This is a genomic window from Spirillospora sp. NPDC048819 (genome assembly GCF_040650055.1).
GTDB lineage: Bacteria > Actinomycetota > Actinomycetes > Streptosporangiales > Streptosporangiaceae > Spirillospora.
This window is the reverse complement of sequence record NZ_JBEZGN010000004.1, coordinates 149987-173219: the sequence shown is the minus strand read 5'-3', so window position 1 is coordinate 173219 and position 23233 is coordinate 149987. Positions and strand designations below refer to the sequence as shown.

Genomic DNA, 23233 nt, shown 5'->3' with positions numbered 1-23233 from the left:
CCGCGTTCCCGCATTTGCCGCCGCGATGGGCGCTTCGTACTGTGGGCGCGAACCGACGGCTTCGGAGAGGGGGGACGCACGGATGGTCCGGAGTCCCTCCGCGCGCACGTCCGGGCTGCCCGCGGTCCCGGCGCCCTTCACCCGGGCGCTGACGCTCACACTGGTACTGCTCGCCTTGGCGGCGGCCGTCTGCCTGCGGCCGCTCACCGCGGACGCCGCAGCCGGTGAGCCGCCCTCGGCGCCCAGCGCGCCGGCGGCCGTCGCGCAGTCCCAGGCGGCGGTGGACCAGACCTCGGCCGACGACGGTGACGGCGGCCGGTACTGCTCACAGAAACCGTCGTCCACCGAGGCGCACCCCGCACCCCAAGCCGTGTACGACGCGGCCCTGGCGCCGGCGATCAGGCTCCCCGGGCCGGTTCACCCGCACGCACCGCGAGACGGCGGTCGCTACGCCGGGCCCGCGCCGCCCGCGCCCAGCCCGGTATCCCTCTCCGTTCTGCGGATCTAGACGCCCGTTCTTTCCGCGCGGCGCGCCACATCGCGCGCCGCACGGCAGAACAGGGCGTCGGCCCCTTCCGGCATGAAGTCGCTCCGGAGGCGGTCGCGCCTGTTCCGCGCGACCTTCCACCGTTCTTCTCTCTCCCGAGGAGCATCATGCCCAGCAAGACCCCTGCCCGCCGGAGCAAGACCGTCATCGCCGTCGCCGGCGTCGTTCTGGCCGGTTCCCTCGGCCTCGGCGCGGTGTCGCTGACCACCGGTGGCGAAAGCCCCACTGCCGGGGCGTCGGCCACGTCGTCCGCCGCGTCGCCGCGCCCATCGGACGAGACCCAATCGAACGACACGAAGATGCCCGACACGGCGCGCAGGGACGCAGGCGACCCGCGCGCCCTGGGACGCGTGGACGCGCCGGTCGTCCTCGTCGAGTTCGCCGACTTCCAATGCCCGTTCTGCGGGAAGTTCGCCCGCGACACCAAGCCGAAACTGATGAAGTTCGTCGACGACGGGACGCTGCGCATCGAGTGGCGGGACTTCCCGATCTTCGGCGAGGAGTCGGAGGCCGCCGCCCGCGCGGGCCAGGCCGCCGCGCTCCAGGGCCGGTTCTGGGAGTTCCACGACGTCGCCTACGCCAAGGAGCGCAAGCGCAACAGCGGCGCGTTCGACCCGGAGGAGGTCGTCGAGATGGCCCGGCGGGCCGGTGTGCCGGACCTCGCCCGCTTCCGCGCGGACATGGACGGCAAGCAGGCGCGCGACGCCGTCCAGCGCGACACCGACGAGGGGTACGGGATCGGCGTGCCGAGCACGCCCGCCTTCCTGCTCAACTCCCAGCCCATGCTGGGCGCGCAGCCGTACGGCGCGTTCGAGGCCGCCATCGAGCGTGCCGCGCGGATCGCGAAGGAGGCCGGGCAGTGACCGGCATCGGCATCGCGGCCGCGTTCCTCGGCGGGCTGTTCTCGCTCCTCAGCCCGTGCAGCGCGCTGCTGCTGCCCGCGTTCTTCGCGTACGCGTTCGGCAGCAGGGTGCGGCTCCTCGGGCGCACGGCGGTGTTCTACGCCGGCCTCTGCACGACGCTGGTGCCGCTCGGAGCGGCGGGCTCGATCGTGGGCAGGCTGTTCTACGGCCACCGTGACCTGGTGGTGGCCGTCGGGGGCTGGACGGTCATCGTCCTGGGCGCCGCGCAGATCCTGGGGCTGGGGTTCGCCTCCCGGCGCGTCCAGGAGGCGGCGGCACGGATCAAGCCCGGCTCGTCCGGGACCGTGTACCTGCTCGGCACCGTCTACGGGCTGGCCGGGTTCTGCGCCGGGCCGGTGCTCGGCGGTGTGCTGACGATCTCCGCCGTCGGCGGCCACCCCCTGTACGGGAGCGCGCTGCTGGCCGTCTACGCGTTCGGCATGGCGTTCCCGCTGTTCGTGCTCGCCCTGTTCTGGGACCGCCTCGGCCTGGGCGGACGGCGCTGGCTGCGCGGACGGACCTTCCGGGTGGGACGCCTTGAGCTGCACACCAACTCGCTGGTGTCCGGGTCGTTCTTCATCGCGCTCGGGGCGCTGTTCCTGGTGTTCGACGGGACGTCCGCGCTCCCCTCGATGCTCGGCGTCGACACCGAGTACCGGATGGAGCAGTGGGCCGGCCGGGTGACCTCGGGGATCTCCGACGGCACGGTGCTGCTGTTCCTGGCGGCGGCGGTCGCGGCGGGATTCCTGATCGTCCAGCTCCGCCGCCCGTCCGGCGGCGGGGAGCCGGAGCCGGAAACGGCGCCGGGCGAACATGCCGAGGATGTCGGAGGAGGCCGATAGTTTCGACTGTGTGAGCGAACGATGGGACCGGGACCAGGTGCTCGGCCTCGCACCCGACGCCGCGTCCGCGAAGGCGGCCGGCGGCCTCGCCGAGCCGGGCAGATGGGCCCGGACGGGATGTGACGACGAGGCGGTCTGGGGCGAGTGCCAGGGCAGCGGCAAGTCCGTCTACCGGGCGTGCGCCGATCTGACCGAGCCCGCGTTCCGGTGTTCGTGCCCGAGCCGGAAGTTCCCGTGCAAGCACGCCCTCGCGCTTCTGCTCCTGTGGGCCGACGGCGCCGTCGGCGCCGAAGGCGCGACGGGGGGCCTGGAGGCCGGGGCGCGGCCGGGGTGGGCCGCCGAGTGGATCGAGGAGCGGCGGGAGCGCGCCGGCCGGGCGGTACGACGGCGGGTCTCGGCGGGGGCCAAGGCCAGGGACCCGAAGACCGCGGAACGGCGCGAACGGCGCGTCGACGACGGTCTCGCCGAGCTCGACCAGTGGCTCCGCGACCAGGTCGCGCACGGGCTCGCGCAGGCGGACAAGGCGCCCTACCGGCTGTGGGACGACGCCGCGCGGCGGCTCGTCGACGCGCAGGCGGGCGGTCTCGCGGGGCAGGTCCGGGGGCTCGCCGCCATCCCCCGGACACCCGGCTGGCCCGACCGCCTGCTGGAGGAGTACGCGCTGCTGCGGCTGCTCGTGCGGGCCTACGGGCGGCGGAACGAGCTGCCCGAGGGTTTGCGCGACACCGTCCGGTCCCGTGTCGGGTTCACCGTCCCGCAGGACGAGGTCGTCGCCGGCGGGGAGCGCGTCCGGGATCACTGGTGCGTGACCGGGTCGCGTGACACGGCGCAAGACCTGCTGACGACGCGGCGGGTGTGGCTGCGGGGCCGCCGGACGGGCCGCCCGGCGCTCGTGTTGTCGTTCGCCGCGCCGGGCACGTCCCTGGACGCGTCGCTCATCGTGGGTACGGAGGTCGATGCGGAGCTGGCCTTCTTCCCCGGGTCGCAGCCGCTGCGGGCGCTGGTCGCCGAGCGCTTCGGGGCCGCCGTCCCGGGAGCGCCCGCCGGGACGTCCGTCCAGGGGTTCCTGGACGAGCACGCGGCGGCGCTCGCGCTCGACCCGTGGCTGGACCGCTGGCCCGCGACACTGGAGAACGTCCGCCTGGCCCGTGACGGAGGAGGCGATCTGTACGTGGTCGACGCGGCCGGGGACGCGCTGCCGCTCCGGCTGGCGGATCCGTGGCGGCTGCTCGCGCTGTCGGGCGGCGGCCCGGTCACGATGGCCGGTGAGTGGAGCCCGCGCGGCCTGTACCCGCTGGCCGCATGGCACGAGGACGAGGGCACGGTGATCCTGTGACCATGTGGAACGAGCACGTCACGGCGGCGCTGCTCGGCACCGAGCGCCGTGATCCGCCCGTCCTGCCCGGTGCTCCCGCCGAAGGGGGCGACGGGGCGGGGCGGCTGCTCGACCAGGCGGCGCTGCTCACCGTCCGGCGCCGTGCCGGGCGCGTCCCCTCCGCCGCGGCGCCCGTGCCGGTGGCGCTCGCGCCGGTGGAGGACGCCACGGTCGTGCCGGCGCAGGCGGCGGCGCGGCTGCGGCGCATCCTGCGCGGCGAGCAGATCAGGGTGCTGCCCGAGTGGCTGGAGGCGGCGGCGGCCAGGGGCCTGCGGGTGCCCGCCCAACTGCTTCCCGACCTGCTGGAACGCGGGCGCGGCGACCGGATGCTGCGGCCGTCGATCGCTCGGGCGTCCGGCCGGCGCGGCGTGTGGCTGGCGTTGCAGAACACCGACTGGGCGTATCTGGTCGGCGCCGCGGACGATCCCGGCGGCGGCCCGGAGGTGTGGGAGACCGGCACGCGCAACCGGCGGGTGGCCTACCTGGCGGGGCTCCGCCGCACCGACCCGGAGCGGGCGAGGGAACTGCTGCGCGGGACGTGGGCCAAGGAGCCCGCGCCCGACCGCGCGGCCTTCCTCGCCACGTTCGGGCACGGGCTCTCTGCGGACGACGAGGAGTTCCTGGAGGCGGCCCTGGAGGACCGGGGCAAGGACGTCCGGCAGCTCGCGTCCGACCTGCTCGCCCGCCTGCCCGGGTCCGCCTACGGGGAGCGGATGGCGGCGCGCGCCCGCGCCTGCCTGACCCCGAAGGTCCACACGGTGCGGGGGCGCGAGCAGACGTGGATCCAGGTCGATCCGCCGCAGGCCCACGACGAGGAGATGGCGCGCGACGGCGTCCCGTTCCATCCGAGCGGGTCGTTCGCGCCGAGAAGCGGCGGCGGGCCGGTGGGGACGCGTGCCGCGTGGCTGCGCGAGATCCTCGCCCGCACTCCCCTGTCCACCTGGAGGGATCTGTTCGGGCTGCCGCCCATGGAGATCGTGTGCCTCCCCTTCAGCGCCGTTGCCGGGGGGTCCGGGGGGTCGTCCCCTCAGAATGACTCGGAGGCCGACGGACGCGACGTCCACATCGGGTGGGCCCGCGCCGCCCTCACCGGGCGCGACGCCGAATGGGCGCGTGCGCTGCTCAAGGGCGGCGTCATGGTGGACGAGCCGGAGGCGCTCGCCGACCTGCTGTCCGTGCTGCCCCAGGGGGAACGCGACGCGGCGGCGGCCGACCTGATCCGCTGGGTGGAGGGGCGGCCCGATCTACTGCGGGTCCTCGAACGGGTGCCCGGGCCGTGGACGGGCGCGCTCGCGTCCGCGGTCGTCGCCCTGCTCACCGCGTCCGCCGAACGTCCCACCCGCCGCGACGAGCACCTGATCACCCAGCTGTGCCGGCTCGCCGACCAGCGGCTCGACCCGTCCACCGTGTCCCGCCTCGACGTGCTCGTGGCCGAGCAGGGCGCAGCCGCGCCGCGGGCCGCGACCGAACTGATCGCCACACTGCGATTCCGCGACGAGATGTTGAAGGAGCTGGCCCTGTGACCGAAGAGCAGTTGCCGGGGGGCCCGGGGGGTCGTCCCTCCGGAGAGACGGCGGACGCGGTGCTGCGTCCGCATGCCGAGCAGGAGCACGCCGGTGAGCTGGCGCGGCTGGCCGAGCACGACGACCGGCCCCGGCCGCCCGGCTGGCGGCTGTCCCCGTGGGCCGTCACCACGTACCTGCTCGGCGGCGAACTGCCCGACGGCACGATGATCAGCCCGAAGTACGTGGGGCCGCGCAGGCTGATGGAGGTCGCGGTCGCGACGCTGGCCACCGACCGGGCGCTGCTGCTGCTCGGGGTGCCGGGGACGGCGAAGACCTGGGTGTCGGAGCATCTCGCGGCCGCCGTCAGCGGCGACTCCACGCTGCTCGTGCAGGGGACGGCGGGCACGGCGGAGGAGGCGATCCGCTACGGGTGGAACTACGCGCGGCTGCTCGCCGAGGGCCCGTCCGAGAAGGCCCTCGTCGAGAGCCCGCTCATGCGGGCGATGCGGCGGGGCGCGGTCGCCCGCATCGAGGAGCTGACCCGGATGCCCTCCGACGTCCAGGACTCGCTGATCACCGTCCTGTCGGAGAAGACGCTGCCCGTCCCCGAGCTGAACACCGAGGTGCAGGCGCGCAAGGGCTTCACGGTCATCGGCACGGCCAACGACCGCGACCGGGGCGTGAACGAGCTGTCCAGCGCGCTGCGCCGCCGGTTCAACACCGTCGTGCTGCCGCTGCCGGAGTCCGCCGAGGAGGAGGTCGGCATCGTGGCGCGGCGCGTCGACCAGATCGGCGCGGGGCTGGAGCTGCCGGAGTCCCCCGCGGGCCTGGAGGAGATCCGCCGCGTCGTGACCGTGTTCCGGGAGCTGCGCTCCGGGGTGACGAGCGACGGGCGCACCAAGCTCAAGTCGCCCAGCGCGACGCTCAGCACCGCCGAGGCCATCTCGGTGATCACGAGCGGGCTGGCGCTGGCCGCGCATTTCGGCGACGGTGTGCTGAGGGCCGCGGACGTGGCCGGAGGGATCGTCGGCGCCGTCGTCCAGGACCCGGTGTCCGACCGGGTGGCCTGGCAGGAGTACCTGGAGGCGGTGGTCCGCGACCGGCCGGAATGGCGTGACTTCTACCGGGCGTGCCGGGAGGTGTCTTGAGCGACGTCGAGGTCTACGGGATCCGTCACCACGGGCCCGGCTCGGCGCGGGCGCTGCGCGGCGCCCTGGAGGAGTTCAAGCCGGACGCGGTGCTGATCGAGGGCCCGCCCGAGGCGGACCCGATCGTGGAGCTGGCCGGCGACCCGGGGATGGTGCCCCCGGTCGCGCTCCTGGCCTACTCCCCCGCGCCGGGCGACGGCGACGGCGGGCGCAAGGCCGCGTTCTGGCCGTTCGCCGAGTTCAGCCCCGAATGGCAGGCCGTCCGGTACGCCCTGGGGGCCGGTGTCCTCGTCCGCTTCTGCGATCTGCCGGCCGCGAACCAGCTCGTCCCGTCCCGCGAGGACGATTCGGAGGGGCCGGAGGAGGACGCTCCGTCCCCATCGGAGGCCGCGGAGGGGATCCGCCTCGATCCGCTGGGGTGGCTCGCGAAGGCGGCCGGATACGACGACGCCGAGCGGTGGTGGGACGACGTCGTCGAGCATCGCGGCGGCGGACCGTCGCCGTTCCCGGCCATCGCCGAGGCCATGGCGGAGCTGCGCGAGCAGCTGGCCGGGCTCCCGGAGGGGGCCTCGTCCGGCGGGCTGCCGGCCGGCCATCTGCGGCGGGAGGAGCAGCGCGAGGCGCACATGCGGCGGACGCTGCGCCGCACCCTCAAGGAGGGGCACGAGCGGGTCGCCGTGGTGTGCGGCGCGTGGCACGTGCCCGCCCTGCGGGCGAAGGTCCCGGCGACCCACGACGACCGGACGCTGCGCGGGCTGCCGAAGGCCAAGGTCGCGATGACGTGGGTGCCGTGGACGCACGGGCGGCTCGCCGGGCGTTCCGGCTACGGCGCGGGCGTCCGGTCGCCCGGCTGGTACCACCACCTGTTCACGGCCCGGGACCGTCCGATCGAGCGGTGGCTCACCGCCGCCGCCCGCGTGCTGCGCGACGAGGACCTGCACGTCTCCTCCGCCCACGTGATCGAGGCCGTCCGGCTCGCCGAGGCCCTCGCCGCGCTGCGGGGGCGTCCGCTGGCCGGGCTGGACGAGGTCACCGAGGCGACGCGGGCCGTGCTGTGCGAGGGCGCCGACCTGCCGGTCGAGCTGATCCAGCGGCGCATGGTGGTCGGGGAGCGGCTCGGCGCCGTCCCGGAACGGACCCCGATGGTCCCCCTCCAGCGCGACCTGCAGTCCGAGCAGCGGCGGCTGCGGCTCAAACCGTCCGCGCTGGACAAGGAGCAAGACCTCGACCTGCGCAAACCCACCGACCTGGAGCGCAGCCGGCTGCTGCACCGCCTCCGCCTCCTGGACGTCGACTGGGGCGTCCCGTCCGACACGGGCCGGTCCAAGGGCACGTTCCGGGAGACGTGGACGCTGGCGTGGCGCCCCGAGTTCGACGTCGAGCTGATCGAGGCCAGCGTGTGGGGCACCACCGTGCGCGGCGCGACCGCGGCCCGCGCGGAGGCGATGGCCGCGCACGCCGCCACGCTCGCCGACCTGACGTCGGTGGCCGAGCGCTGCCTGCTCGCCGATCTCGGCGACGCGCTGCCGACCGTCATGCGCGCCCTCGCCGACCGGGCCGCGGTCGACACCGACGTGGCGCACCTGATGTGCGCGATGCCCGCCCTGGTCCGCGCGCTGCGCTACGGCGACGTCCGCGACACGTCCACGGGCCCGCTCCGCACGGTCGTGGACGGCCTCGTCGTCCGGATCTGCGTCGGCCTCCCGCCGGCGATCACCGGGCTCGACGACGACGCCGCACGCGAGTTCCTCGCCCACGTCGACGCCGTGCACAGCGCCCTGTCGCTCCTCGCGGAGGAAGACCACATCGAACGGTGGCGCCGCACGCTGGAGCGTCTCCTCGCCCGGCCGGACGTCCTGCACGGCCTGATCGAGGGGCGCCTCACGCGGCTCCTGCTCGACGCGGGCCGCCTGCACGACGTCCCCGACCGGATGGCGCGGGCCGTGTCCGCCGGCGCGGCCCCCGACCGGGCCGCCGCCTGGGTGGAGGGCTTCCTGTCCGGCGGCGCGCTGATCCTCATGCACGACGACGCCCTCCTGCGCCTCGTCGACGACTGGATCTCCGGGCTGCCGGGCGACTCGTTCACCGACGTCCTGCCCCTGCTGCGCCGCACCTTCGGCGCCTACGCCGACGCCGAGCGCCGGTCCATCGGCGAGCGGCTCCGCCACCGGAACGAGTCCCCCGCCCCCTCGCCCGACCGCGACGAGGAGGCTTTCGACGAGAGCCGCGCGGCCCCGGCCGTCGACACGACCCTCCGGATCCTCGGCTGGCCGAACCGGCGTGTTCCCGCCCCGCCGATGCCGGCCACTGGCGGGCGGGGCCGCACCGACGACGAGGAGGGATCGGCGTGAGCGATGAAAGCGCGGACGACCGGCTGCGGCGGTGGCGGCTCGTCCTCGGCGGCGAGCAGGCCGACGGGACCGGGGTGTCGCTCACCGGCGACGACGCGCGGATGGACGGGGCGCTGGAGAAGCTCTACGGGGCCGGCGGCGGCGGGGGCCGACCGCGGCCGAGGCGGCGCAGCGCCGGGCTCGGGGACTCCGCGCCGTCGGTGGCGCGGTGGCTCGGCGACATCCGCGCCTACTTCCCGTCGAGCGTCGTGCAGGTCATGCAGAAGGACGCGATCGAGCGCCTCGACCTCACCCGCCTGCTGCTGGAACCGGAGATGCTGGACGCCGTCGAACCGGACGTCCACCTCGTCGGGACGCTGCTGTCGCTGAACCGGGTGATGCCCGACCGGGCCAGGGAGTCCGCACGGGCGGTGGTCCGCAAGGTCGTCCACGATCTGGAGCGGCGGCTCGCGCAGAAGACGCGGTCGGCGGTCGGCGGGGCGCTGGACCGGTCGGCGCGGGTGCTGCGGCCGAGGCGGCTCGCCGACGTCGACTGGGAGCGGACGATCCGCGCGAACCTGCGGCACTACCTGCCCGCGCACGGAACCCTCGTCCCGGAGCGGCTCATCGGGTACGGGCGGCGGCAGCAGGCCGTCAAACGCGACGTGATCCTCGCGATCGACCAGAGCGGGTCGATGGCGGCGTCGGTGGTGTACGCGAGCGTCTTCGGCGCGGTGCTGGCGTCGATGCGGTCGCTGCGGACGTCGCTGGTGGTGTTCGACACGAACGTCGCCGACCTGACCGGTCAGCTGCACGACCCCGTGGAGGTTCTGTTCGGGACGCAGCTCGGCGGCGGAACCGACATCAACCGGGCCGTCGCGTACTGCCAGGGCCTCGTGGCCCGGCCGGACGACACGATCCTCGTGCTGATCAGCGACCTGTACGAGGGCGGGGTGCGGGAGGAGCTCCTGCGCCGGGTGGCGGCGCTGACGTCGGCGGGCGTGCAGGTCGTGGTGCTGCTCGCCCTGTCGGACGAGGGCGCGCCCGCCTACGACCACGAGAACGCGGCGGCGCTCGCCGCGCTGGGCGTCCCCGCATTCGCCTGCACCCCGGACGCGTTCCCCGACCTGATGGCCGCCGCAATCGAACGCCGCGACCTCAAGGAATGGACAGAACGACACAACCCAAACACCCCACCCCCAGTGTGACGACGTCAACCGCGACCAGAACACCAACCGCAGCAAGGCACCAACCGGGCCAGAACACCAACCGCAGCCAGGCACCAACCGGGCCAGAGCACGAACCGCGGCCAGAGCACCAGCCCAGGCGAGAGACCAACGGGGCCAGGCATCAACGGTGCCAGGCGTCAACCGGAGGGCCGAGGCGGGGGCCAGCCGGGTCAGAGCACCAGCCCAGGCGAGGCACCAACCGGGGCAGGGCACCAGCGGGGCCTGGCGTCAGCTGGGGCGGGGGTTAGTCGGGGTGGGGGTTAGCGGAGGGGTTTGGATAGGGCGCGGGCGAGGAGGATGACGACGACGGCGGTCACGGCGGCGTGTCCGGCGAGTGCGGACGCCTGGATTTCTACGAGCGCTCCCCACGCGCCCCACATCGCGACGCGCACGACGCGGGCGGCCATCACCGTCCACGCGGCGGGGCGGCTGCCGCGCCAGGCGAGGATCACCGCAACCAGCGTGACCACCGCCACCACGGCGAACGAGGACGCGACCACGGGCAGCAGCCCGCCCCGGGCGCCCTCGCTGAGGGACGGCCTGGCGATCAGGATGGCGAGGGCCGCGACGTCCAGCGCGGCAAGGAAACCCGCGAGGAGAAGCCCGCCGGCCAGCGCGGGACCGCGCGGGAGGGAACGGGGCGGCCGGGGCGGGTGCGGTGGCGGCGCCGGGCCTGACGCGCCGGCGCCCTGCGGCCAGGGTTCCCGCCATGTCTGCGGTGTTGCGGGGTCGTGGCCGAACGGCGGGCCGCCGTTGGGCGCCGGCTGCCGGATCGTCGCCGGGTCGGCGTCCTGGCCGAGTCCAGCGGTGGGGCCGGGTGCGGGGGCCGTGAAGCCGGGCGCCTGGACGGTCGGGCCGGGCACCGGGGCCGTGGGGCCGGGGAGGTGCTCGGTCGGGGCCTCCGGGCGGGTGCTCCCGTCGCGCTCGCCGAGGAGCCACAGCAGGACGTCCTCGGAGGCCGGGCGGGCCTTCGGGTCCTTGGCGAGGCACGCGGCGGCGACCTCGGCGAGCGGGCCCGGCAGCACGTTCAGATCGGGCGTCTCGTGCATGATCTTGTACATGACGGCGGGCAGCGGGCCGCCCGCGAAGGGGTCGCGGCCGGTGGCGGCGAACAGCAGGGTGCCCGCCCAGGCGAACAGGTCGGTGGCGGGCCCGACCCGGCCGGAGAACTGCTCGGGCGCCATGTAGGCGGGGGTGCCGACGACCTGGCTGGTCAGGGTGGAGCCGGCGTCGAACGCGCGGGCGATGCCGAAGTCGATCACGCGCGGCCCGTCCGGCCCCATCAGGACGTTCTGCGGCTTGAAGTCGCGGTGCACGACGTTCGCACGGTGGATGGCAGACAGCGCCGTCACCGAGCTGATGGCGAGGCGGTCGAGGTCGGCGCCGGCGCGCGGCCCCTCCTCGTGGACGAGCGCGCGCAGCGACCGCCCCGGGATGTACTCGCTGACGATGTAGGGGCGGTCACCGGCCATGTCGGCGGCGAGCATCTGCGCGGTGCAGAACCCCGCGACGCGCTGCAGCAGCGCCAGTTCGCGGACGAACCGCTCCCGGGCGCCGGCGTCGCCGAGCAGCTGGGTGTGCAGGAGCTTGACGGCGACGCGGGACGGCCGGGCATCGGGGTCCACCGGGCGGGCGAGGTAGACCACGCCCTGGCCGCCGGTGCCGATCCGGCCGAGCAGCTCCCAGCCGCCGAGGCGGGTCGGGTCGGCGGCGGTGAGGGGAATCGGGCTCGCCATTCGTACCCCCGTCGGGTCCCCCGATACCGGCCGGTCGGCCGGTGACAAAAAGTTTTGGCATTCCACCGGGCACAAATCCGCTCCGCCCGGCATCAAAGAGTATAGGTACGGGGAGCCCGGATCGGGAGAGACGAAACATGGCTGAGATCCATTCGACAATTGTGCGGCGCGGGGGGACCGCCGGGCCGCTGGCGGGGTCGGTCGCCGCCCTGGTGCTGGCGGCGGGCGCGCTTTCCGGGTGCGGGGACGCGGGGGCGACCATCACCCGGCTGACGGTGGGGACGCCGGGCCCGGAGCCTTACACGATGATGTCCAACACCGACAAGATCGACGTCAAGGAGCGGCCGCGGGCCGGCGGGACCACGACGGGCGACTCCCCCGGGCTGTACGGCGGGACGCGGCAGGAGGCGTCGTGCGACCCGCAGAAGCTGATCGCGTTCCTGCAGGCCAATCCCGAGAAGGCGAAGGCCTGGGCGGGCGTGCAGGGCATCCCGGTGAGCGACATCCCGCGGTACGTGTCTCGGCTGACGCCGGTGCTGCTGCGCACCGACACGCTGGTCACCAACCACGGCTACCGCAACGGTAAGGCGACCAGCGGACCCGCCGTCCTCCAAGCGGGAATGGGCGTTATGGTCAATGGCTACGGGGTGCCCACGGTGAAGTGCAATTGCGGGAATCCCCTGACCCGGCCGGAGAAAAAGATCTCCCTGGACGACGCGTCCTACACTGGCCGATCCTGGCCGGGATTCGAGGAGCGGAATGTGACCAAGATCCGCCCCAGCGATTCCAAGAAGGGCACGATCGTCACGTTCGTCCTCGTGGACCCGGAGGGCACGATGGGGTTCGAGCGGCCCCGCGCCACCGAGGGCGAGGCCGACGGGCCGCCGACCGAACTGCCGGCGACGGAGACCGAGGTTCCGACCAGCGACTCACCGTCGCCGGAAGACTCCGGCCTGGAGTCACCCGGGGCGGAGTCGCCGGGCATGGAAACGCCCGGCACCGACCCGACGGGCACCGGTACGCCATCGCCGGGCACCGGGGACGAGTCCCCCGCCTCACCGGGCGTGACCTCGAACGATCCGGGTACGGGCATCGATGGGGATCCGTCGGGCGGGCGTACCGGAGGGTCGGAGGGGCCCGGCGGCACACCGGACAGCCCGATCTCGCTGCCGCCGTCCGAGGAGCCGGCCCCGTCGGTCTCCTGAATCCCGTGCGGTATATTTGCTCATATGAGCAGTGCTTCAGATATCGCGCCCCCGACGGCGCCCGCCGAGGCGTGCGCCGTCCGGGTCGTCGATCCCGAGAAGGTCGCCGTCGTCACCGCCGCCCTGCCGGACGCGGAGACGATCGCCGAACTGGCGCAGGTGTTCGGGCTGCTGTCCGACCCCGGGCGGCTACGGGTGATCACCGCACTGCTCGAAGGGGGAGAGATGTGCGTGTGCGACATCGCCGCGGCCTGCGGGCACTCGGAGTCGGCGGTCTCGCACGCGCTGCGCCTGCTGCGCGCCAACCGCGTCGTCCGGGTCCGCAGGGACGGCCGGATGGCCTACTACCGGCTGGCCGACTCGCACGTCCGGATGCTGCTCGATCTCGCCCTCACCCACGTCGGCCACGGGGAGGAAGGCGCATGATCGGGGGCCGGGAGAACGAGCCGGGCCGGCACCGGCACGGGCGTGATCACGGGCACGGACACGGCGTGTCGGCGGGCGCCGACCGGCGGCTGCTGGGCGCCGCACTGGCGCTGATCCTCGCCTTCATGGCCGGCGAGGTGGTCGTCGGCTTCATCGCCGGGTCGCTGGCGCTGATCACCGACGCGGCGCACATGATGACCGACGCGTTCGCGATCGCGCTGGCCCTGTTCGCGATGCGCCTCGCGGCCCGCCCGCCGAAGGGCGGCTTCACCTACGGACTGCGCCGCGCCGAGATCCTGTCGGCGCAGCTCAACGGGCTGACATTGATCCTGCTCACCGTCTACTTCGTCTACGAGGGCGTCCGGCGGCTGATCGAACCGCACGCCGTCGAAGGCCAGTTCGTGTTCTGGACGGCCCTGGCCGGCATCGCGGTCAACGTCGCGGCGACCATGCTGATCAGCAGGGCCGACCGGCGCAGCCTGAACGTCGAGGGCGCGTTCCAGCACATCCTCAACGACCTGTTCGCGTTCATCGCCACCGCCATCGCGGGCCTGGTCGTGTGGACGACGGGCTTCGCCCGCGCCGACGCGATCGCGTCGCTGGTGGTGGCCGCGCTGATGCTCAAGGCCGGGTACGGGCTGCTGCGGGACGCCGGCCGCGTCCTCATGGAGGCCGCTCCGGCGGGCATCGACCCGTCCGAACTCGGTACCCGGCTCGCCGGGCGCCCCTGCGTGGAGGAGGTCCACGACCTGCACGTGTGGGAGGTCAGCTCCGGCTACCCGGCGCTGTCGGCGCACGTACTCGTCGACACCGGAGGCGACTGCCACGCCGTCCGCCGCGACCTGCAGGAACTGCTGCGCACCTCGTACGGGATCACCCACACGACCCTGGAAGTCGATCACGTGGACGACCCCTCCGGCAGCGAGCGCGGCCACTGCGACGACCCGCACGGCCCCCGCCACGTCGGCGACGCGGCGAGACCCCACGAACACGCCGGCCCCACCCCCTGCGACCACTAAAGGCATGGACACCGGCCGCCGCACGCCGCTGCCCTGAGTGCCACAAAGACTGCGGTCCGCCGCAGGTCGTCAGGCGACCTCAAACCCTGCACGGCCGATCGTCTGGGCGGGGGGCGGATCAGGCGGCCATGTCGCGGGCGGGAGGACGGTGACCGCACGTCGCCGACCAGGGGCCGGAGGTAGGCCGCCCAGTCAGGAGCAAGGATGCCCGAGTGGCTTGCCCTGGCATTTGGACAACGTCCGACGGCACAAGATCCGACAAATAGGACATCGTCGCATTCCTTGAGTATTGAGAGATCGAACCGTTGACCGTCCTGCACTCAGTACTCCTGAAGACGAAACCATGGCATGCCGATCGCAACACCATGTGAGACGGATGGCCGGGTTTCAGATCCCCAATCTCCGTACGTGCAAAGTTCGGACGTGCGCGGTTACATGGGGGGCCGGTGTGGCCGGCGTCAGCCCCGCGCGTCAAGGACACGCCCGGCGAGCCGCCCGACCGATGCCCTGATGGAGCGGCTCGCCCCCCAGCGAAAGGGCCGCGAGCGTGGGCGTGGAAGACAACACCAAGACCGACAACCGCGCGGAAGCCACCGACAAGCCCGCCTCCCAAGAGCGCCCGTACACGCCGCCGCCCGACAATCCTGGGTCGCCCGGGCAGCCGTCCCGCCTGAAAAGTCTCGCCCGCGCCCGCGAAGCACAGCAGGCCGGCGCCGCGCAACGGATCGAGGCCGGGGACACCAGCGGCGAACCGAGCGGGGAACGCGACACCACGCCCACCGCACAGGGCCCAGAGAGCGGCGGCGAGGAACCACAAGCCGACGACGAGCAGCACGCGGACGAGCCCGGCGACAACGACCGACCAACGACGCAGGCCTCTGAGGGGCCGACCGACCCTCGCACGCCCGGCACCGACCGGCAGCAGGCGCAGGACCATAAGGCGCTCCCCCACCGTCCCGGCACTGAACCGACCGAGATCTCGGACGACCAGACGGACGGCCCGCGACCCGCCGCCGAGACGGACAATCCGGACGAGGCGTCAGACGACTGGGAGAGAAGGATCTCGGGTGAGGGGCTGCCCGATGACAATGCCCGCGTGGCCGACCTTGACGAGGAAGCCCTCCAACGCGGCGTGGCAGATCGGTTGAAGCGGGTCGCCGCCAGGCTGGATCGAAGCGATCAGCCCAAGGAACTCGCGGAGACGGTTGACCGCCCGGACTTCCAGGATCCCACGGAGGATCCAGAGTACGTTCCCGACCGTTACGGCACTCCCCTTGAGCGTCGCGATGGCACCCGCACACCGCTCTTCGACGGTGAGCCAACGCGGGAACAGACGGAACAAGGGGCCCTCGGTGACTGCGGCATCATCGCCACTCTGGGCGCAGTCGCCGAACACCACCCCGAGGCCATCCGCGACTGCGTACGGGAAGGCGAAGACGGCAACTATCAGGTCCGTCTGCACGAGGCGAAGTACTCGATACCAAACCGGCGCTACGATCCGACCGGACGGCCCATCAAACTGACCGTCACACCCGATCTACCCGTCTTCGATCAACGTCCCGACACGCCCGCATTTGCTAATTCGACCTCGACGGGTGCGGCTTGGGCCCCTATTCTGGAGAAGGCGGTCGCCGGTACGGACCAGACCTGGAACGATGAACGTCAGGACAAGGCGACCAGGATCTGGAATGCCCGCGGCAATCCCGGCGCGGCCCCCACCGGCTACGTACGGCTTCACCAAGGCAGCAACGAGAGGGACCGTGCCGAGCTGCTCACTCAGCTCACCGGTCGTCCCGCCAAGGTCGTGGAGTTCCCAACCGGCTACGATAACCAGGGGCGAAGCGCTGATCGGCAACTCCGTGATGAAATCGCCGGCCAACTCTCCGGAAACAAACCTGTACTGGTCGGCACTCGCAAGCTGAACAAGAACGAGTTGGTACTACCCAAGAAACTTGTCGACAGCCATGTCTACGAGGTCACCAAAGTTGACGACAAGGGCAATATCCACCTACATAACCCCTGGAACAGAAGACATCCAGAGGTAATGTCAATCCAAGAATTCAAAGCCAATACCCGGCCGCGCTACACCACACTGGAGTGATCTTGGCAATCGAAGAGATCGGCTTGAAGGACGGCACTCAAGCCCACCTCGATGCGGGAATGAAGATCGGATTAGTCTCCGTCCGCGAGGAACAGGACGGCGCCCCCGCCACAGTTGTGATCGCCACCTTCGACGACGGCGAGCACGACTTCCTGCTGCACCCTGGTGACACGTTTCCGCTGGGCGATCAAACTTGGAAGCTCACCCGCGTCGATGGGCGCAGGCTCACAGCCGTGTTCGCCAGGATCGAATGACAGCGGCCGGGGCGCTCGAAGAGCCATGCTCGAGCGAGCCCGCAGGATGCCGCTCGGCCACCCCCGTGGTTCCACCATTGCGGGATCGAGTGCGCCACGAATCCGACATATTCGGGTAAGTGCGGCTTTTGATTGGACGTCGTCAACGGACCGGGCGAGCAAATCTCTCACGTGCGTGACGTGCACGTGCGGATATTGGCTGCAGTGTCGCCGAGTCGCGCGTTTGACTGAGCGTGACCATATGATTGCCCGATAGTGTCGAACACAGAGAGTCAAAGATCCGAACGGATCGTGACCGACGCGATCGGGAGGACGGCCATGCCGAGCCCCTACGTCCGCCGCCGCCGGCTGGCGGCCGAGATCCGCAAGCTCCGCGAGAGCCGTGGTCTCACCACCGATGCCCTCGCCCAGCTCATGTACTACTCCCGCGCGAAGATCTCCCGGCTGGAGAACGCCCAGGGTCGCCCGGACCTGGCCGAGATCGTGAGCATGCTTAACATCCTCGAAATCACCGGCAGTGAGTACGACAGACTCCACAAGCTCGCCCACGAGGCCGCACAGAAGGGCTGGTGGGACAAGTACGGCGTCTCCATGGGGCCCAGGCAGAAGCTCTACGCGGACCTCGAGTACAGCGCCAACTCCATACGTGACTACAACCAGACCTTGATGCCTGCGGTCTTGCAGGCCCCCGGGTTCATCGCGGCACTCGTGCAACTGGACGAGTGTCAGGGAAAGCTCGACTACGTCCCGGAGCGTATGACCGAAGCACGTATGCGCCGCCAGCGTGAACTGCTCCGGTCAGACGGCCCGTCCTACGAAACCGTCCTGGACGAGTGTGTAATTCACCGACTCGCCGTACCGCCACAGGCGATGATCGCCCAGCTGCACCACATGATCAGGGTAGTTTCGGAAGAGGAGCGGATCACCGTCCGCGTTCTGCTGCACGACGCCGGTATCCCGGGAGGCTTCCTCCCCATGTCGTCGTTCTGCCTCTACACGTTCGCCGAAGCGGGCGACCCTCCAATGGCTGTACTCGAAACCGTCACCACCGATGTCGTACTCACTCAGCGACGCGAGGTGGAGCGGTACGCCACGATGTACGATCGCCTCCGGCAAGCCGCGCTGTCCCGTGAAGACAGCCTCTCCTTCCTCGAACGGGTAGCCAACCAGCTCACCAACGAGTCAGGATCGGGGACATGACCAACGAATTTCACGGCTGGCGGAAGTCGCGCCACAGCCAACCGAACGGCGGGTGCGTCGAGGCGGGCAGAGCGGCCGACGGCACGGTCGGCGTGCGCGACACCAAGCTTCACCACAGCCCCATCCTCGAGTTCTCCCCCACCGAATGGGCGCGGCTTCTCGAACGCATCCGCCGCAACACCTGATCCCCGACGACCGGCGAGCGTCCAGCCTGCGCCTTCGACTGGCCGGACGCTCGGTTCATGTCAGCCCTCGATCATCGTCTTCCACCATCCCCGACCGGGATGACCGCCGGCCGACCACTTTCTGCGAGCGCAGCCCCGGTGTAGGTCCGGATGTCGGAGATCAGCGGGCCCCGTTGTGCCCCTCCGAAACGATGAGCCACCGTTTGTTCTCTGACCGCTGTGACCCCGTGGGCTGCGGTTCTCCTCTTCCCCGGGCTCGCTCTTGCGCACCGTGGCGGGCCTGCGTCGCCCTGTGACCACTGGACCCGGACAACTTCACCTGCGGCGGGCCGCCCTTGAGTGCGCCGATACGGGCGGCACGCCGCAAGCCGGGGCCGCGGCGGGCCGTCGTCGTGAGGGCCACGGGGACGGCGGCCCGCCGCGGGTCGTCGGACGGCGTCAGGTGCAGGCCGCGCCGTTGACCTTGAAGGTGGACGGGGGCGGGTTCGCGTCCGCGACCGAACCGTTGAAGCCGATCGTCACCGAGCCTCCCGGTGTGATCGTGCGGTTCCAGTCCAGGTTCCGCGCGGTGACGTTCTCACCGTCCTGCGTCCAGGAGGCGTTCCAGCCGTGGGCGACCCGCTGGCCGGCGGGGAAGGCGAACTCCAGCGCCCACCCGGAGAGGGGTGAGGTGCCCGTGTTCGTGACGGTGACCTGTGCGGTGAAGCCCGTGCCCCACTCGCTCTGGACGGAGTAGTCCACCTTGCACGCCGAGGCCGCCGGGCCGTCGTCCGCCGGGACCTCGACCAGCGTGACCGAGGACGCCGGGAACGTCTCGGTGAACCCGGCCGATCCCACGGTGACGTCGTCGTCGCGCTCGATCGCCGACAGGTCGTCCGCGCTGTAGCGGTAGACCTCGGCGGCCGCGGTGCCCGACCGTCCGGCGATCGACACCGTGCTGGTGAGGTCGTCGGTGAGCGACTTGTTGACGATCATCAGGGTGAGTGCCTCGTCGGAGGTGCGCTTGGCCGCGTACACCGCCAGTTCGCCCTGGTCGGCGCTCGCCGCCTGGACGGACGTGTCGCCGAACGCGGAGCCCGCGCCGTCGTAGTCCAGGTACATGCGGAAGGCGTAGGCGCCGGGGTCGGTCGCGCTCGGCGGGCTCCACAGCGTGGCCAGGTCCAGGCCCTCGCGTCCGAAGATGCCGAGGACGTCGGCCTGCGCCAGCGCGCCGTTGATGTGGCCGAGGGCGCCCCAGTTGTACTCGGTGATCGCCAGTTTCGTGCCCGGATAGTTCTCGTCCACCAGCTGCTGCATGCGCGGGATGTACTGGATCGGCTCGTTGATCCAGCTTTCGTCCACGTAGGTCGGGTCCCAGAGCTGGCGGGTGGAGCGCAGCCGAAGCTCCTGGGTCGCGGCGTCGCCGGGTTCGCCGAGCGCCACTCCGGTCTGCTGCGGATACAGGTGCTCGTCGAAGTAGTCCAGGATGCGGACGCCGTGCTGCTCCTCGTACGCCTTCATCTGCTGGAGGTACCAGGCCGCGAACGGCACACCGCCGTGCGCGGCGCGGTCCGGCGGGTTGGACCAGCAGTCGCCGCCCTCCCGGTCGCAGGTCTGCTTGTCCAGCCCGGACAGCGTCAGCGACTGGTAGCCCCAGCCGACCGGCCCGAGCGTCTTCGCGCCGGGATCGGCGGCCTTGACGGCGGAGGCGATCGCGTACGTCTGCGCGCGCATCTCGTCGTAGCCGGCGCCGTCCGGGTGGACGTCGCGGTGCGTGTGGTGCCAGAGATCGGGTTCGTTGTCGAGGTTGTAGAAGCGGACGCCGCCGTCGGCGGCCTTGCCGTACTTGCCGGTCAGGTGGGCCAGCCAGTCGGTGACGTACTCCGGACCGGCCGGGACGCTGGTGTCGAGCGGGTCGTTGCCGGTGACGTTCGTGCCGTCCGGCTTGACGCCGTTGCCGCAGTCGGGGCGCCACTCGGTGTCGGCGGCCTCCTGCGGCCCGTACTTCTCGATGCTGAACCCGCAGGTGTAGTCGCGGGCCTTGGGCGTCCAGCCGATCAGCGGGACGGTCAGGATCGTGCCGGAGCCGGTGCGCCGGTCCTGCTCGGTGAACTGGTCGGTCTCGGAGCCGTCGGGGAGCTGCGCGGGGTCGGGTGCGGGGCCCGGGACGTTCTCGAAGTACCAGTCCGAGCCCCGGTTCGTCGTGTCGTACAGGTAGTTGTAGCGCGTGGTGGCGTTGCCGCCCCACCGCCGGACGGGGAGCCCCAGATCCGCGGCGAGGTCCTCGTCGGCGAAGTTCATCCCGTAGATGTAGGGGCTGATGGCGTGATGACCGGCGGCGGGGTCGACGGTCAGGGCGGGGCCGTCCGCGGCCTGCGCCGGGGACGCCCCCAGCGGCAGCAGCGCCGCGGACAGGACGGCGGCGACCCATGCTCGCCGGGCCCTGTCATGTCTTACGCGCATGTCACACCTCGCACGGCTGGTCGTTGAGGTCGAACCCGGCGGGCACGGCGGCCGAGGAGCCGGTGGCGCTGAAGCCGATCGAGACGGAGGCGCCGGGCGCGATCGCGTCGTTCCAGTCCAGGCTCGTGGCGGCGACGTCGTCGCCGTCCTGGGACCACGTCGCGCTCCAGCCCTGGCTGATCCGCTGGTCCGCGGGGAACGCGAACGCCAGCGTCCAGCCGTCCACGGCCGCCGGACCGCTGTTGGTGATGGTGACCTGGGCGTTGAAACCGCCGTCCCAGCTGCTCTGCACCGCGTAGTCGACCTCGCAGGAGACCTCCGGCGTGCCGGGATCGCCGCCCGGGTCGCCGCCCGGGTCGCCGCCGGGGTCGCCCGCGCCCAGGAGGTACGGGTCGAGGTAGGCCTGTTTGCCGGTGTTGACCGTCGTCCAGTCGCCGTTGAGGATGCCGCCGGTGTCGCCGGAGTTGGGGTTCCACGACCAGAACGTGAAGGAGATCCCGCCCGTGCCCTCGCCGACGTAGGCCATCAGCGTGCGCAGCCAGGTCTGGTCGCGCGGGTCGGTGAGCGTCGTCCCGAACTCGCCGAGCAGGACGGGCGCCACGTCGTTCTTGTGGAGGTAGCCCCAGTTCCTGTCCCAGATCCCGGCGAGGTTGGACGGGAAGCTCGGGTCCTCGAACCACGGCTGCTGGTGCACGGACGTGGCGTAGTCGTGCGCGGAGTAGACGAGCCGGTTCGGGACGTCCAGCCGCACCGGGTACTGCGCCGCGCCCTGCAGGTTGCCGCCCCACCAGTACGGGTCGCCCTCGTAGCTGTCGACGCCCTCGACGATGATCAGCCAGTCGGGGTTGGCGTCGAGGACGGCGTTGCCGGCCCGCTCGGCGGCGAGCCGCCAGTCCCGCGCCTGGTCGCCGCAGCCCCAGCAGGCCGGTTCATGCGGCTCGTTGTGCAGGTCCGCCCCGATGACCGTGGTGTTGCCCGCGTAGTGCTCGGCCAGCATCGTCCAGTCGGAGATCCAGCGCGACTCGGGGTAGGCGTCGGTGTACCAGAGCGCGGACTGGCCGGCGGCGCCCGGGCGGTGCCGGTCGAGGACGACCTTGAGCCCCACCTCGCCCGCGTACTCGATGATCTCGTCGAGGATCTGCAGGCCGTTCAGCCCGCTGAGGCCGGGGTTCTTGGTGTAGTCGATGCTGTTCGGCGTGCTCCCGGGGTCGAACAGCTCGTTGGAGTACGGCAGCCGCAGCGTGTTGTACCCGAGGCCCTTGATCTGGTCGAGCATGTCCTTGTAGTTGCGGGTCCAGAGTCCGTGCGGGGTGTAGTTGGACGTCTCGGCGCCGAACCAGTTGATGCCCGTCATGCGCACCGGCTGCCCGTTCGCGTCGAGCAACTGCCGGCCGTCGGTGTGCCAGTACCCGGCGCCGGCCGCGGCGCGGGCCGTCCCCGGCAGGGCGGGGACGAACACCAGCGCCAGCAGCGCGGCCAGGATGAGCGGGACGAGGCGTTGCAGTCTCTGAGGCAGGATCATGGATCGCTCTCCTCCGCCCGGCCGTCAGCCGGCCGTGCAGGTGACGGCGGGTGCGCCGGGCGCCGGGCCGGCGCCCTGGAAGCCGAAGCTCGCCGAGCCGCCTTCGGGGACGGCCCCGTTGTAGCTCGCGTTCTCGGCGTGGACGTCGGAGCCGCTCTGGGTGACGGTGGCGTTCCAGCCGTTCACGACCTGCTGGCCGCCGGTGAACGTCCAGTCGGCGGACCAGCCGGACAGCGGCTCGTCCCCGGTGTTGGTGACGGTCACGGTCGCGGTGAACCCGCTGTTCCAGGAGTTGTCCGTGCGCAGGGTCGCCGAGCACGCCCGCCCGTCCGTGGGCGGGTCCGTCGGCGGGTCGGTCGGCGGGGTCGTGGTTCCGCCGACCTCGACGGAGAACGCGTTCGTCGTCAGGCCGGCCCCGCCCTGCCAGATCTCGAATCCGGCCTCGACGTCGATGAGGTACCAGTCCTCCTCGACGGAACCGCGCGCCACGGCGTCTCTGGTGAAGGCCCGCAGGTCGATGTCGTCGACGGATGTGGCGCCGCCGGTGCGCACGTAGGCGATGTAGCGCCAGTCCATCTGGGTGGTCCACACGTCCCAGGTGGCGCCGGAGATCTGCACGCCGCTCGCAATCCGGGTCCCGGCGGGCTGGACGGGGCCCTGGTAGTCCAGCCAGATCATCATCTCCGCGCCGTCCGGGGCCTCGGACGTCGTGGGCGTGGTGTTGTACCAGAGGTCGTACGCCACGTTGTACGCGCCTGAGCCGGTGACGGTCGTGCTCCAGTCGCTCGTGACGGAGGGCATGTCGCCGTCGACCTGCACCGGCAGGCCGCTGCCGGTGGTGCACTGACCCCAGTGGCAGCCCTTGAAGAGGGACGGGTACGCGGCCGGGGCGCCGCTGGTGGAGTTGCCGTGCCCGGACGAGTCGACCGTGAAGGACGTGCCGTCCACCGTGATGCACTGCGGCGTCTCCGCGCCCCAGATGTTGTTCTGGGCGATGTACTCGCCGCCGTCGACGGACACCGTGTCGGTCGCTCCGCACAGCTGCGTCGCGGCATCGGCGGGCGCGACGAGGCAGACGAGGGACAGCGGGACCGCCAGCAGGGCCGCGGCGAGGGCCGCGCGGCCCTTGGCGGCACGGCCTTTGAGAACGGATCGGCCTTGGGGAGGAGCGGGGCGGCCTTTCAGACGCGCTTTCATGCGGGGACCTCATTCGGTGAACGCGCGAGTGGGAGCGCTCCCAAAATCTCGGCCGCCGCCGGAACTGT

General features: G+C 72.0%; 19 protein-coding genes. 15 read left to right on the top strand and 4 right to left on the bottom strand.

Annotated elements, in window-relative coordinates; translation table 11 throughout:
• The first annotated feature begins 82 nt into the window (after positions 1 to 82).
• The 8 genes from AB0C35_RS08650 to AB0C35_RS08615 all read left to right on the top strand — a co-directional run bounded on the left by AB0C35_RS08650 (position 83) and on the right by AB0C35_RS08615 (position 9857).
• The gene (locus AB0C35_RS08650) at positions 83 to 508 is read left to right on the top strand and encodes a hypothetical protein (protein ID WP_358452133.1); all 426 of its coding nucleotides are present in this window, start codon (positions 83 to 85) and stop codon (positions 506 to 508) included.
• A gap of 146 nt (positions 509 to 654) precedes the next feature.
• A complete protein-coding gene (locus AB0C35_RS08645; RefSeq protein WP_358452131.1) occupies positions 655 to 1410 on the top strand; it encodes a thioredoxin domain-containing protein in 756 nt (251 codons plus the stop codon).
• Positions 1407 to 2291: a cytochrome c biogenesis CcdA family protein gene (locus AB0C35_RS08640; RefSeq protein ID WP_358452129.1), complete on the top strand. Its 885-nt coding sequence runs from the start codon at positions 1407 to 1409 to the stop codon at positions 2289 to 2291. The genes AB0C35_RS08645 and AB0C35_RS08640 overlap by 4 nt, the downstream gene beginning before the upstream one ends.
• Before the next feature lie 10 nt (positions 2292 to 2301).
• Positions 2302 to 3627 carry an SWIM zinc finger family protein gene (locus AB0C35_RS08635; protein ID WP_358452127.1) on the top strand — a complete coding sequence of 442 codons (1326 nt, stop codon included), beginning with the start codon at positions 2302 to 2304 and terminating at the stop codon, positions 3625 to 3627.
• Positions 3628 to 3629: 2 nt separating this feature from the next.
• Complete coding sequence (locus AB0C35_RS08630; RefSeq protein ID WP_358452425.1) at positions 3630 to 5189, top strand: DUF5691 domain-containing protein; 1560 nt, start codon at positions 3630 to 3632, stop codon at positions 5187 to 5189.
• 59 nt (positions 5190 to 5248) lie between these two features.
• Positions 5249 to 6319 (top strand): AAA family ATPase, encoded by a 1071-nt coding sequence (locus AB0C35_RS08625; protein ID WP_358452125.1) that lies wholly within the window; start codon positions 5249 to 5251, stop codon positions 6317 to 6319.
• Complete coding sequence (locus tag AB0C35_RS08620) at positions 6316 to 8670, top strand: DUF5682 family protein (RefSeq protein ID WP_358452123.1); 2355 nt, start codon at positions 6316 to 6318, stop codon at positions 8668 to 8670. The genes AB0C35_RS08625 and AB0C35_RS08620 overlap by 4 nt, the downstream gene beginning before the upstream one ends.
• Entirely contained in the window at positions 8667 to 9857 is a 1191-nt protein-coding gene (locus AB0C35_RS08615) for a VWA domain-containing protein (RefSeq protein ID WP_358452121.1), read from the top strand. Before AB0C35_RS08620 ends, AB0C35_RS08615 begins: the two co-directional genes overlap by 4 nt.
• A gap of 281 nt (positions 9858 to 10138) precedes the next feature.
• On the opposite strand, the gene AB0C35_RS08610 is transcribed toward AB0C35_RS08615, so the two are convergent.
• Entirely contained in the window at positions 10139 to 11614 is a 1476-nt protein-coding gene (locus AB0C35_RS08610; protein WP_358452119.1) for a protein kinase, read from the bottom strand.
• Positions 11615 to 11751: 137 nt separating this feature from the next.
• Here AB0C35_RS08610 and AB0C35_RS08605 point away from each other — a divergent pair, with 137 nt between their 5' ends.
• From AB0C35_RS08605 to AB0C35_RS08575, 7 genes are all read left to right on the top strand, one after another.
• Positions 11752 to 12819, top strand: a complete 1068-nt coding sequence (locus tag AB0C35_RS08605; protein WP_358452117.1) for a DUF6777 domain-containing protein — start codon at positions 11752 to 11754, stop codon at positions 12817 to 12819.
• A gap of 24 nt (positions 12820 to 12843) precedes the next feature.
• A complete protein-coding gene (locus AB0C35_RS08600; RefSeq protein ID WP_358452115.1) occupies positions 12844 to 13245 on the top strand; it encodes a metalloregulator ArsR/SmtB family transcription factor in 402 nt (133 codons plus the stop codon).
• Positions 13242 to 14264, top strand: a complete 1023-nt coding sequence (locus AB0C35_RS08595) for a cation diffusion facilitator family transporter (protein WP_358452113.1) — start codon at positions 13242 to 13244, stop codon at positions 14262 to 14264. The genes AB0C35_RS08600 and AB0C35_RS08595 overlap by 4 nt, the downstream gene beginning before the upstream one ends.
• 553 nt (positions 14265 to 14817) lie before the next feature.
• Positions 14818 to 16365 (top strand): hypothetical protein, encoded by a 1548-nt coding sequence (locus AB0C35_RS08590; protein WP_358452111.1) that lies wholly within the window; start codon positions 14818 to 14820, stop codon positions 16363 to 16365.
• A gap of 2 nt (positions 16366 to 16367) precedes the next feature.
• Entirely contained in the window at positions 16368 to 16619 is a 252-nt protein-coding gene (locus tag AB0C35_RS08585; RefSeq protein WP_358452109.1) for a DUF6406 domain-containing protein, read from the top strand.
• Positions 16620 to 16910: 291 nt separating this feature from the next.
• Positions 16911 to 17819 carry a helix-turn-helix transcriptional regulator gene (locus AB0C35_RS08580; RefSeq protein WP_358452107.1) on the top strand — a complete coding sequence of 303 codons (909 nt, stop codon included), beginning with the start codon at positions 16911 to 16913 and terminating at the stop codon, positions 17817 to 17819.
• Positions 17816 to 18004, top strand: coding sequence for a DUF397 domain-containing protein (locus AB0C35_RS08575; RefSeq protein WP_358452105.1), 189 nt, complete (start codon positions 17816 to 17818; stop codon positions 18002 to 18004). The genes AB0C35_RS08580 and AB0C35_RS08575 overlap by 4 nt, the downstream gene beginning before the upstream one ends.
• 438 nt (positions 18005 to 18442) lie before the next feature.
• On the opposite strand, the gene AB0C35_RS08570 is transcribed toward AB0C35_RS08575, so the two are convergent.
• From AB0C35_RS08570 to AB0C35_RS08560, 3 genes are read right to left on the bottom strand one after another with little or no spacing between them, the layout of a single operon-like run.
• Positions 18443 to 20446 carry a glycoside hydrolase family 44 protein gene (locus AB0C35_RS08570; RefSeq protein ID WP_358452103.1) on the bottom strand — a complete coding sequence of 668 codons (2004 nt, stop codon included), beginning with the start codon at positions 20444 to 20446 and terminating at the stop codon, positions 18443 to 18445.
• Position 20447: 1 nt separating this feature from the next.
• Positions 20448 to 21968: a cellulase family glycosylhydrolase gene (locus tag AB0C35_RS08565; RefSeq protein WP_358452099.1), complete on the bottom strand. Its 1521-nt coding sequence runs from the start codon at positions 21966 to 21968 to the stop codon at positions 20448 to 20450.
• A gap of 24 nt (positions 21969 to 21992) precedes the next feature.
• Positions 21993 to 23165 carry a cellulose binding domain-containing protein gene (locus AB0C35_RS08560; protein ID WP_358452097.1) on the bottom strand — a complete coding sequence of 391 codons (1173 nt, stop codon included), beginning with the start codon at positions 23163 to 23165 and terminating at the stop codon, positions 21993 to 21995.
• Between the last annotated feature and the right edge of the window lie 68 nt (positions 23166 to 23233).